This window comes from candidate division KSB1 bacterium (assembly GCA_024655945.1).
Classification (GTDB): domain Bacteria; phylum Zhuqueibacterota; class Zhuqueibacteria; order JANLFK01; family Oleimicrobiaceae; genus Oleimicrobium.
On sequence record JANLFK010000017.1, the window covers coordinates 1 to 12,762 of the forward strand.

The following is a 12,762-nucleotide window of genomic DNA, read 5'->3' on the forward strand; positions in this document are numbered from 1 at the left end:
TCTACAAGACCGAGCCCATCACCTGCGAGCGCGAGCTGGTGGACAAGACCGCCAGTAATCTTCTGTTTTACCAGGTCCAGGAAAGACTCTCCCCCTCAACTCCCCACCGCCTTCTCCGCAACAGCACAAGAAGTGTCCTCCCTGGCTGTGTCAAGTGCTCGCCATCAGGGGCGAGCGCAATCAGGAGTTGGGCTACTGAGCCCCAACCTTCACCCTCCGGAGCAGCCAGAACCCCCTAGCCACGGCGCGAGATGGGTCGCTCCACAACGTCCTTGCCCAGCCCGGGTCAAAAATGAGTGTCCAACTGCGGTGACCGTGCAAAACACAACGGGGCTGGTCGCCACCCGACCAGCCCCTGGTTCTTGCAGCCGCGAAAGGACTACCTGTAAGTGATCGTCAAGCCGGCATTGAAGGTGCGCGGTAGCCCAAGGAACACCTCGGCATCATCCGCATCGTGGTCCTTGTCCCAGGCGTTGTACGCGCTGTTGTCGGTGGCATCCTGAATGTACTCGGTATCCAGCGCGTTGAACAGATGGGCAAAAAGCTGCAGTCCCACGCCACCAAAGCGGAAAGGCAGATCGTAGGTGAGGTGGAAGTCAAGCACGCCGTAGTCGGGTGCGCGCCAGCTCTGCTTGCGGTCGGCGGGGTTGGTTCTGCCCAGCGGGTCCCAATCGGCATAGTGGCGCATGTAGTAGCGATAGACCGCCTGCGCCTTTAGCCCACGCAGCGGGAAAAGCGAGCCCACGAGGGCAAACTGCGTCTGCGGCGCGTCGCCCACCTTCAGGTCCTTGACGTAGAAGTTGTAGGCGACGTCCTGGGCACCGCCGGTGGTGTAGTCCTTGTAGACACCGGAGACGTCCTTCAGGTACTTCCAGTCGCCGATGGAAGCGGAGCCTTCGATGCGGAACAGGTGCATCGGCTGGAATGAGGTCTCCAGCTCCACACCCTGGTGGCGCAGGTCAATGCCCTGGATGAAGATAATGCCCTCGGTGCCATCCGGGTTGGTCACTTCGCGCGGCACCGAGCGGTCCATCCAGGTGGTGTGGTAGAGGTTGCCGCGCACCACCAACCTGCCGTCCATGCCCACGTAGTTAACGCCAGCCTCCACCGAGGCGAACTTTTCGTTCTTCGGATCCGTGGCCTTGGTGCCCGTGCGGTCGTTGATCACGTTGTCGAAGATCGGCACCTTCTCCACATAGCCGGCGTTAGCGAAGGCGTCCAACTCTCTGGTCAGACGGTAGCTGGCGCCGCCCTTCACTTGGTACCCGGAGATCCAGTCGGTATTGGCCTTCAACTCGCCGCCCGTGGCCGGGTCCTTGCGGAAGTGGTTGGTGTAGGTGTACTTGATCGTGGAGTAGCCGCCCATGCCGTAGGCGGTCACCGCCCCTCGCGCGTATTCCGCTTGGCCGAACACACCTGCCCAGTCCACCGTGTTGGTAAAGTCATAGTCGATCTTGTCGCCGAGCTTGCGCTGCTTTTCGGCGTCGGTCCAAAAGTCGGAGTGGCTCGCGTAGAAGTACTCGCCGCCCAGCAAGTCGCGCACCTCGCGATAGTGCTTGATCTCGGCGGTGCGCCAATCAACGCCGGCGGTCAACTTCACCGGGGCACTGAGCTGATAGGTCACCTTGGAGATCGCCCCGATCGTCCACTGTGTATTGACACTGTTGCGGAGAATCCCCTTCGAGCCTGCGGTGCTCGCTTTGTTGTTAGCGATGGTGGCATTCCAGTCAGGTGTGCGCGTCGGCGTCGTTGTATTCCATTTGATGGAACCAAACGTGCCCGTGCCCCCGCCCTTGCCGCCCGAGTAGTACACGGTGCTCAGCAGCCCCAACTTCTCCGTGAGCTGTGAGTACCAGTTCAGGTTGACCAGCGGCTTGTGGTAATAGTTCTCGCGCTCGTTGATGAAATTGGGGTTGTAGCGCTCGTGCGTCTTGCCGTCCCAGTACTGCAAGCCGGTGTAGGACGGACTTACCGGACCCCAGTTCTGGTTGTACTTGCGCCCCTGGGCCGCCTGGAAGTACTTGCTGAGCGCCGCTTGGTCGTAGTCACTCAGCTTCTTGGCAAATTCGGCGCTGTAGACGCCGATGTTCTGGCGAAAACTGTTCTGGCCGTGCCTCTGGGGGGCGCCCAGCTCGTAGAGCTCCAACCTGTTGTTGGGGTTGACCTGCCAGCTGGCACCGAAGTAGTAGGCCCAAGCATCGGTCCAGGTCTTGTCGATGACCCCATCACCGATCTTACGCACCGCGCCGGCGCTGAAGGCGTACTTACCCGCAATCAGGCCGCTGTTGGCGATGAGGGTCGACTTCAGGAAGCCATCATTGCCGACTTCCTGTTTGAACCTGACACCGAGCTCGGTGGCCGTTGGATCGGTGATGATGTTCATGGTGCCGCCGATGGACGGCGTGGCGAGGTTGACGGCGCTCAAGCCGCGCTGTATCTGGATGGAGGAGGTCGCATCTGCGACGCCATCCCAGTTGGACCAGTACAGCCAGGCGTTCTCCATGTCGTTGACCGGCACGCCGTTGATCATGATGGCGATGTTACGCTGGTTAAAGCCGCGCACGTTGACCCGCGCATCACCGGCGCCGCCGCCCTGCATGGTGGCGTACACACTCGGGGTGGTGTTCAGCACCAAAGGGATGTCCTGCGAGCCGAGCCGTGCCTCCATCTCCTCCTTGCGCACGTCGGTGAAAGCCACTGGCGTCTCGCGGATCTTGGCCCTGTCGGCGAGCACCATGATGGTGGCGCCGGAGATGACCTCGGGCTCCAACTCCATCTCGACGCGCGTGGTCAGCCCCGCCTGCACGCCCACCTCAACGAACGCCGTGCGATAACCTATGTAGCTGACGCGCAGCTGGTGCGTCCCCAACGGCGCCTTGGGGATGACGAACTCCCCTGCCAGATTGGTGGCCGCCCCTACGACCGTGCCCTGCAACACCACGTTGGCCGCAGGCAGTGGGGCGCCGGTTCGCGCGTCGGTAACCTTACCCACCACCCTGCCGCTTTGCGCCAACAGCAGCCCTGGCACACTGACCACCACCAGCAGAGAAACAATGACCAGTAGTTTGCCTTTCATACACTCCCTCCAGGAATGGTTGCCTTCCTTGCACACTGGAGCAGCATGCTCCTCGGTTTGCCTGATTTTCGACCCTCAAGCCAAGAGGCATCCCTTGCGACGGGTGACGTGCGCCAACCCGCCATCTCTTGCCTCTGGCCCCCTCGACAAGGGCACGAGTCCGCCTCCTCAAACGGCTTGGTTAGGAGCTTGAGCCCTCTCCGCCCGCGCCGGTCTTGCCGTTCAACAGTTGTCAAAGAACAGAACCGCCGCCTGGCACGTCTCCATCCAGTGCGCTCACCTGTCCCGAAAAGCCAATGAGGTCCTGCGCCCGGCCTGCTCGCTGCCGGACACCGACAAATATAACGATTCTCCCGCAAGGAGTCAAGGACGAAGTTCTACATATCGAAGGTTTCTTGACATCGCCGGCGACATGTAGAGCACCCTAGGTGAGCCCGGGACCGAGTGCTTGCGCGAGATTTATTCAGGGTTGCTCAACAGGCAGGTCTGACTCGGAAACTGAGAAACGGAAGCGGCGAATACGGTGGCCATCGGCCTCGGCCACATACACCACATTGTCACCGGAAACAAACAGTCCCCGGGGCCGAGCAAACACCTCCTGGCCAAGACCGGTTTTCCCCAAGGAGGCAGGATGGCCCGCGCTGCCCCCCTTGTTGAAGAACTTGTAGACCCTGCCCGCCTGCGTGTCGGCCACAAAAATGGCGCCGTCCGGATCCAACGCTACATCATACGGGCCGAGACACCGGTTGAGATCCATGATGGGGTGCTGATACAGCGTGTAGGCCGAGGAGTAAAAGTCCCCCTGCTTCTTCAGCTTCTGCACCAAGAAGTTGCCGCCCAGTTGCGTGAAGTAAATGTTGCCTTCGCCGTCGACGGTGAGGCCGCGTGGGTTGTCCACCGTGCCCGCGCCCGACCCATAGGTGGCCACCTCGCCGTCGTAGACCCCCTTGAAGGTCGGATGCACCCTGCCGTTGTGCAGGCGCGCCCTGCCGCTGACCACAATGCGCAGGCGAAGGATGCGGTTGTAGCCCTTGTCGGTCAGGAAGACGGTATTTGAGGCAGTCGGGCCAAAGGCCACTCCCTGGAAGCTGGTCTTGCGCCCCTCATCCACGTAGAAGGGGTGAACCCCAAGCACCGAGTCGATGGCTGCGCGCTCGCCGGAGAATTTGCCCGTGACCCCGGCGATAGAGTCCACGCCCTCTCTGTGCAGGTACTGGTTCCACACCCAGACGGTTTTGCCCCCGTTCACAATGAGCAGGTTCAGCTTGGCATCGATATCGAGGGCGAGAGGGCCCGGTACCGGGGCTATTTGGTCCAAGCCGTACTCGCGCACGAGCTGACCGGCGCTGGTGAGCACGAACACCCGGTCGTTGGCGCTGTCTGCGACAAAGAGGTACCCATCATCGCCAATGCTGATATCGGTGGGCACCATAGGCTGCGGTGCGGCATAGCCTATCGTCCCGGCATCCCACGTGGGGTTCAAGGGGATGTAGGAGGTATCGCTCGCGCCGAAGGAGCGCGCCACAGTAGTGACCGCCGGCAGTGGCATCTTCCGCCCGCAGCCGCCCAGGGCCAGCAGGGCGCACAGCGCCACACCGAGCAGGTAGCGCACCCTCAGCGTGTGCCCCTCAAAACGCAAAGCTGAAGGTGAATTGATGGGTCGAGCCAAGATGGGCAAAGTCCTTGTATGCATAGTCCAGCACCGCACGAGCACCGGCCACAGGAAGCAGCAACCCGGCGCCAAGGGTGAATCGCTCTTCGTCAAAGTTGATCCGATAGCCGCCCCGCACGTGCAGCCGCTGCAGCACCTCCAAGTCCAAGCCGACCACGGCGTTCTCCACATTGTCCATGGGGTGGTTGACCTGCATGGCCGCAGTCAACGTGTGATGCTCCGCCGTGTACAGGTCACCTGCTACGCCCACACGGAAGGTGGTCGGCGGCGCGAAGGCTTCGTAGGGCTGCTCCACCACCTCGCCCTGCACAGTCTTCTTTAGGAACGAGCCCCGTGCTTCAAGGTCAGGGCCAAAATTCACCAGGCTCACGGCAAAGCGCACTTGGCGGTAGCCGGTCCAATAGAACGTGCCAAGGTCGATCATCCACCCGCCCATGCGCACGTCGGCCAGCAGCTCATCCACGTACTTCAAGGACAGGCCAAAGGAGAAGCGGTTAGTCATCTTGCGCGCATAGGTGAAGGCGGCGAAGCTGTCTTGGAAGCGGAAGTACTCACCGGTACCGGTGGGATAGTACTCGTTGGTGACCTCCATGTCGGCCATGTGCAGCATGCCGAGGCTCACGCCCAGACTGCCGATGCGCGGTAGGTGGTGCACGTAGCCGAGGAATTCGTACTGGATGTCCGCCGGCCATTCGATGTGGCTAAGGGCCAGACTATTCGTCGCCAACTGCGCCGCAGCAGCGGGGTTCCAGTAGAGCACGGTGGCGTCGCTGGCCAGGGCTGTGCCGGCTCCACTCATCGCCACTGCCTGCGCCCCAACTTCGATTTTGAGAAAGGTCCCGGAGGCGGTGCCGATGCGCTGGCCGCCGAGCAGTTGAAATGCCGCCTGGCCCTGCACCTGCGCCGTGCAGGCGCCCAGCAGCACAGCTACTGCGATCCACGCTTGCCAATGTCTCTTGTTCTGCCTGGACATGCAAAGCTCAGCGCAAGGATTCAGAATCTCACCCCAACTCCCCACCGCACCGTCCGTGGCCAGCGGTATTTCGACGGGTCGTAGATGGGGTTAGGGTTCGGGTTGATGTCGCGCGTGTAGCTCTTGGTCAAAATGTCCCCCGGCCTGTATTCCCGACCTGTGTACGGATTGATGATACGCGGGATCAGGGCGTTGAATGCGTTCTCGATCTCCACCTGGAAATTGACCTCTACCCCCTTGAGCCGGAAATACTTGTAGGCACGCACATCGAGCTGGTGCCAGGTGGGGGCAAGGTTGGCATAGGGATGGGCGGTGTCGTAGATCTCCCGCTCAAGGTCAATGAGGCGCGTGTAGCGCTTGCCCGATTCCAGCTCCCAGTGCGTATTGATGCCCCACTTTTCCGGCAGCCGCCAACCGAGAAGGCGGAACCCTTGCTTCTCGCCCACGTGTAGGTTCAGGTCCAGTGTCAGGCGGATGGGCCTGTCCCACTCTAAGAAATTCTCGCGCAGCGGCTTCTCTGCCAGTCTTCCCGCCTCCACCAACAAGTTATCGCTCGGCTTTGAGCTCTTTCCTTTGCTCACCGCGTAGGTGAAGTTCAGCGTACCGGTGAGGTAACGGGCGTAGCGCTGGCGCAACCACAGCTCGATGCCCTTGGAACGGGCATAGTCCATGTTGAAGTACATCAGGTAGCTGATGTTGCCCAGCCGCGGGTTTTCCATCCGCACCCTCTCGGCCGTCGGATAGTCGAACATGTCCTTGTAATAGGCCTTGAACTCGGCCACCAGGTTTTCGGTGAACTTGTGCTTGATGCCCAACTCGTACGCCACCGTGGTGATGGGGTTGAGGTTCGGATTGCCGAAGAGCTGGTAGGTAGCCGGGGAGGTAGCCTTGAGCTTCGCGTAGACGTACTGCCCTTGCGGCCGCTGCGAAAAGTGCCCGTAGTGGAAGTAGAGCACATCCCGGTCGGTCACCGGATGAGAGATCCCCACCCGCGGACTCAGATGGCCCTTGCCTCGCATGCCAAAAACTTCGAAAGTATCATCATAGAACTTCTTGCGCGCCGCCGCCGAGATGATGACCGTCTCCGGGTCGTTGATAGCATCCTGCACGAATTTACCTGGGAACCAATAGTCGTACCGCATCCCCACGTTGACGATCATGCCCTCGTAGGTGATGCGATCTTGGAGATAGAAGGCGCCGGCGGTAGAGTAGACGCGATAGATGTCGTAGCTGCGGCCATAGCCGCTTTCGCTGCTCACCCAGGGATCGACGATGTCCACCACCTGCATGGTGGTGTACTCAACCTCGAAGCCGCCCTTCACCTGGTGCTTTGGGTCGATCTGACTGGTGAGGCGCCCCTTCAGCGTCCAGGTGTCGCTGAAGTAGTCGAACCACTGCCCATAGTCGCCGTGGTCGTAGAAGCCGTCGCCGCGACGAATGACCACATCGCCGCCTGAGCCGGGAAGATAGCGCACCGGCTCCAGGTCTAACTGTTCCACATACTCAGACCAGTGCTTGTTCTGCACGGCGCTGTGGGTGGAGGTCCAAAAGTTCCCCACCGTGAGCTCGTAGAAGGTGCGGGCCGACAGCGTGTGCATCCAGGAGGCGTTGCTGAGGATGCTCTCCGAGGTGAAGGTGGGATAGTGGTCCAGGTGCTTGCTGAATTCGTACGGGAAGTAGCGCCGCGAGATGACGTAGCGCCGGAAGAACCCCTGATTGATGCTGAGCGAGCGGTCGTAGGACAGGGAGAACTTTTGGTTGGGGTTCACCCGCCAGGTGAGCTTGCCCAGGAGGTGCCAGTCATTCTCTTCGCGCGGGGCAAACGGCTCCAGCCCAGAACGCCTCGGATAGAGGCGGGACGCCTTGGGGAGGTAGGTGTCCGACACATTCCCGTACCCGGAGAGAAAAAGACTCACCGACCCCGGCACGCGTAGCCCAAATGCAGGGAGGATAAACACGGTTAAGGGCTCAGGCCCGCCCAGATTGAATTCCAGCACCTGCGTATTGTAGCTCTTGAACAAGCCAAAATTGGGCCGATCAGTCTTGACGGCAAGTCCGCCGGTGTAGTTGTCGCCGCCTTCCTTGGTCACGACGTCGATCACTCCAGACATGGCTTGGCCGTACTCGGCATTGAAACCGCCGGTGATAACCTTCAGCTCCTTAATGGCATCGGCGTTCACGTACAACGTGTTTCCATAGCCAGAGAGCGGATCCTTGATGGAAATGCCATCGACGATATACAGGCTCTCGTCCGCGCGGCCACCCCGGATGTGGATCTCGTTGTCGGCCTTGACCACCCCTGCCTGTTGGGTGACGATGTCCCGGACGTTTTCCACGATGCGCTGGCGTATGTCGTCGGCGCTAAAGTGCACCTCCGAGGCGGTCAGGTCCACCTGCAGCAGCGGCCGCTCGCCGATGACGACGATCTCCTGGCCGAAGGCCAGCACCGACTGTTCCAGCTCAAAGTCTAAGACCACGCGCTGGCCGGCCGCCACCTTCACGCCGGTGCGGAGCTGGATCTTGTAGCCGATCATGGAGGCTTGAATGTCGTACTGGCCAGGGCTGACGCGTTCGATGACGTAGCGCCCGTTCTCGTCCGTAGCGGCGCCCATGTAGGTGCCCTTGACCACGACGTTAACGCCCGGCAGTGGCTCGCGCGTCTGTTTGTCCACGATAGTGCCGGCAATGCTCCCCTTGCTCCGCGGCTGCGCCACAACCACCGAGCAGCAGGTCGCCATCAGCACCACGATGACCAACGTTCGCTTCATAGCCCGAACTCTTCCCGCAAGATGTACCGCAGGACCTCCTCGGCATTGCCGAAGCCATCGCAATAGGTGAAGGGAAGCGAGAAATAGATGGAGCGCCCCTTTCCCAAGATGTACCGCACGCCGACCACCGGCGAGCCCTTGTACGGCACCGCCACGCTGGCCGTCGAATCAGGCTCCATGCGCCACACCACCTGGGCCTGTGGGCCCGGCACCAGCGCGGAGACACGGTTCCCAATCAACTTGCCCACTTTCAGTGTCAAAGCCGAGTCGCGCGGACTGTTGGTGAAGGAGGCAATGACCTTGACCCCCGCAAGCAGTCGCCCGCCTGGATTAAGGCGGAAAACCGAGTCGAGGTCGGTAAAGGTCCAGGCAGTGTCGGGCACCTCCTCGTTGGCGTTGGTAATGAACACCTTCCCACCTGCGGCAATGTATTGCGTGATGCTCAGGCCAGCCTGCGCCAAATTGGGGCGGCCCAGGTGAGAAAACCAAATCACCGCCCTGAAGTAGCTGAGGTTGGCCTTTATGTCCGCCGTCGCATAGGGTAGGCTGTTTTGGGGGTTGATGACCGGTGTGCGCCAGGTGCCGATTTCCCAGACGCTGTAGCCGCCTTCGCCCACGATGTTGCGCAGCAGCTGCTCGTAGTAGCCCTGCACCTGGTAGGTGCTCTGGTCTTGGGCAAAGTCGTTCACCAGCAACACGTCACCGCACGGCTCTTTCACCACCCAGGTGTTGGGCGTCTGGGGGTCTGTTGGATCCGGGAAGGAGACGACCCTGCTTTGCGCGCCAGCGATGTCTTCTGCCTTGACGAAAAAGCGATGGCTCCCTGGGGAAAGTCCGGTCAGGGTCACACTGCGCGCGGTACCCGGTAGCTCCTGCCAGGTCGTGGTGTCGTCCAGGGCGTAGAGGATTTTGACCACCGACTCGTCGCCGTCCGGGTCGCGCACATCCCACATGAAGGTGCGCGTCGGGAAGGTGTAGGCCGTCACGTTGGGGTTACCGGGCGGTGCCGGCGGATTGCTGCGATAGCGGAACGCGATCTCCGGCGGAGAGTTGTACACAGGGAAGGCCATGGTCGCAGGCGTGGGGTCCTCCGCACCGTCATCATCCACGGCCCACACGCGGAAGGTGAAGCTGGCGGAACGCGCCCGAATGGGGAGGTAGAAGGTGTCGTACTCGGCGGTGGTCCATTGCCTTTCCGGCTGATAGTCCCACTGAATGTAGTAGCCGACCACTTCGCCGTCGGCGTCCTCTCCCCACCAGTGCAAAATCTGCCTGCTGGCGGTGGTGTCGAGGCCGACGATGGTAGTGTCCACCCCGTGCGGACCCGGGATAAGCAGCGTGTCCGGCTTGACGGCCAGAAAGAGGAACGTCTCCGGCGCGGCGTTGCGCAGCGCCCGGGACTTCCGCTCCTTGTGGAAGGGGTTCCTGTCGCAGCCGAGCAGCAACAGCGCCGCTATGCCGGTCAGCGCCAGCAGCAAACTCACCCTTATGTGCGGAACAGACGTCATGAGTAACTCAGCCTGCTCTCACTCGGCCGAAAGGCTGACCACCACCGCCGTCCGTCACCAAAGCAGATGAACAGCTAACGCATCAGCACCATCTTCCGGGAGGCGAGGAACTCGCCAGCCTTGATCCGGTAGATATAGACCCCTGCAGGCACTTGCTGGCCGCGCTCGTCGGTGCCATCCCATGGCAACACGTGGCGGCCAGGCGGCAACGCCTCATCCAACACCGTCTTCACCTTCTGGCCAAGCAGGTTGTAAACCACAACGGTCACACTCTGGGCCGCCGGAATCTCGAAGTAAATCTTGGTGCACGGGTTAAATGGGTTCGGAAAGTTCTGCTCCAAGCGATAGGTGTGCACCGGCGGCACAAAACCTGGATCAACCCCCACTTTCTTGCCGAAATCCTTCGCGTCGCGCACCTCGATCTTGTAGGTGCCGAAGCTGTACAGGAATATCCCCTGGATGACGTCTACCTTCTGCCCAGGTGGGATGGTGTCGCCAAAAGCCACCAGATACCCACCGCTCTGGTTGACGTAGAACAGGTTGTTCGGGTCCTGGTCCCGAGCTAACATAAAGTCACCATCGACGAGGCAGGGGCCGCTGCCGTCGTCAAAGGTCACGTCGTAGCGGTTGACGCTCATCAGCGTGGCATTCTTGATACGCACCAACACCCCCTCGTAGGCCTCGACATCCCGGCTGGTGGCCGCCAGCGTCCCGGTGGTCACGTCGATGGGCGAAATCGCGTATCCTGAGCCGGCCAGCTCATAGGAATCGGCCAGGAGCACGGTGTTGTTATCCCACTTGTAGTGCCAGTCGGGATTGTAGTCGGTCACTTTGCCGGTGACTGCCACCATGTCGCCGCGGCTGAGGGTGTTGGGGAGCCCGAACACGAAGATGCCGCTCCACGGTCCTTCAGCATCCTGCAAGGCGTAGGCCTTGAATATGCGGTTCGCGGAGCTGTCTGTGGTTATGATGCCGGTAAGCGTCACCGTATAGCCGTCGAAAGGCGAGTCGGCGATGGACCATGGGGTATACTGCACATCGGCCACACGCAGCATGCCATCGCGCACCACGTAGGTGTAGTGCTGATAGGCCGTGTCCGATGGCGCCAGGCTCTTCTGTCCCTGGTTGTCCATGGCCTCGATGAAGAAGCTGACAAAACTCCCGTGCGGCTGCGGAGGAATCTGCCCCGTGTAGGTGTCACCGCTGGGGTTGCCCATCACCACCCTGGTGTAACCTCCGTTTGCCTTCTTGGCCAAGGGATAGGCTGCGTCCACGCGGTACATGAGGGCCACTTCGGTCACCTGTAAGTTGCTCGTCACCTTAGCGGACACCCAGACCGGGTTGGACGAACGCGGTGTAGAGATGTCGCGGACGACCTGACTAATGACTGGCGGCGCCCCACCCCACTTGATGTCGCGCAGGTAGAGGGGCTCCAACTTGTAAGTCGTGCTGTCTGTGTAGTAGCCGTAATGATGGTACACCCAACCGCGAATGGAATCCGCCTGGGCGCCCACAGGCGGCCGGGGGTGCGCTCCATAGTAGGTGAACAGGCTGTCGGAGTCGTCGTCCACCAACACCGAGCCGGAGCCATCGTTCACCGCGAACAGCTCGTACTGGGGATTGTTCTTGGTCACCGTCACATTCTTCACGTACACCATGCAATTCCCCCACTGCTCTGCAGTGACCGGCAAGCGCAAGTCGCCGGTCTTCACATAATCAGGCGGCGGCAGTGGCTGGCCGATGCCGACGATATCAATGGGGCTGGTGATCCACAGCTCGGTCATGTTGCTTGGCCCCGTGCGGTACTCACCAATGTAGCCGGTCACTTCGATGACGTCGCCTTCGAATAGGCTCGGGTACGCGGTGGAATCGGGATGGTACGAGAGGATCGCGCTCCAGGGCCCACCCTCCAACTCGCTCATGATGAACTTTACCCCAGCGCCCGCGTAGCTGAGGCCCGTGGGCATGGTCACGATGCCATGAAATGTGACCGTATCGCGCACCGCATATGAGGTGTCGGAGTACGTGTCAACCGGCGCGAGGAGAAGGTCAGAGTTGCGCACCTGTTGCACCCGCTGGATCCGCGTGAACCTGCCGCCCTCGACAATGTCCCACGCTAAGCGCGGTGCGATGCTGAACGTATTCGAGCCATAGAGGACGATGCCGGTCAAGGAGCGAATCGGCGCCCCTACCACAGGTGTGTAGAAGTACTTGGCGCGCGTGTCAATCAAGATGGGGCCGCTCCCATCATCGGCCTTCCAGTTCTTGTAGGTACCGATATTGGTCTCCACAACAGTGACGTTTTTCACGCGCACAAGGCAGCCCTCGTAGGCTTCGCTGGCCGCCTGCGCCGTAGTCACTTCCAAGGGCGGCGGGAGCTTCCTCCGGGTGGAATGATGGGTGAAACTCGTCACGTCCTTTATCTGTGTCTGGCCATAGTACTCACTGACCGTGCCGGTGACCGTGACGCTATCCCCTTCCGCCACCAGGGTAGCGTTGTAGAGGACCTGGATGCCAGACCAGGGCTCGGCAGCATCCTGCATGAAGAAGTAGGCGTTGGAAATGCCGCCGTTATTGGGGTTAGTCCCGCGATGCTCGGCGGTAACGACGCCCGTCACCGTGACCACCTGCCCGTTCAAGGGTGAGGCGCCCGTAGGGTCGGTGGTGTACTGGATGTCGCGAATCTTGGTCTGCCCATAAGCCAGGCTTGCCAGGAGCAGACTGGCGACCATCAAAGCACAGACCTTGTTTCTCATGCTCTCCTG

At 61.0% G+C, this 12,762-nt stretch carries 6 protein-coding genes; all 6 read right to left on the reverse strand.

The genetic code is table 11. The features are described from left to right. Positions 1–379: 379 nt before the first annotated feature. The 6 genes from NUW13_15240 to NUW13_15265 all read right to left on the reverse strand — a co-directional run bounded on the left by NUW13_15240 (position 380) and on the right by NUW13_15265 (position 12,753). Positions 380–3,076, reverse strand: a complete 2,697-nt coding sequence (locus NUW13_15240) for a TonB-dependent receptor (protein ID MCR4440374.1) — start codon at positions 3,074–3,076, stop codon at positions 380–382. Between the two features lie 463 nt (positions 3,077–3,539). Beyond that, the gene (locus tag NUW13_15245; GenBank protein ID MCR4440375.1) at positions 3,540–4,688 is read right to left on the reverse strand and encodes an NHL repeat-containing protein; all 1,149 of its coding nucleotides are present in this window, start codon (positions 4,686–4,688) and stop codon (positions 3,540–3,542) included. A 16-nt stretch (positions 4,689–4,704) separates the two neighbouring features. Beyond that, positions 4,705–5,721: a PorV/PorQ family protein gene (locus tag NUW13_15250; GenBank protein MCR4440376.1), complete on the reverse strand. Its 1,017-nt coding sequence runs from the start codon at positions 5,719–5,721 to the stop codon at positions 4,705–4,707. Between the two features lie 20 nt (positions 5,722–5,741). Continuing rightward, positions 5,742–8,489 (reverse strand): TonB-dependent receptor, encoded by a 2,748-nt coding sequence (locus NUW13_15255; protein ID MCR4440377.1) that lies wholly within the window; start codon positions 8,487–8,489, stop codon positions 5,742–5,744. Continuing rightward, positions 8,486–9,997, reverse strand: coding sequence for a hypothetical protein (locus tag NUW13_15260; protein MCR4440378.1), 1,512 nt, complete (start codon positions 9,995–9,997; stop codon positions 8,486–8,488). Before NUW13_15260 ends, NUW13_15255 begins: the two co-directional genes overlap by 4 nt. A 74-nt stretch (positions 9,998–10,071) precedes the next feature. Then, entirely contained in the window at positions 10,072–12,753 is a 2,682-nt protein-coding gene (locus tag NUW13_15265) for a T9SS type A sorting domain-containing protein (protein MCR4440379.1), read from the reverse strand. Between the last annotated feature and the right edge of the window lie 9 nt (positions 12,754–12,762).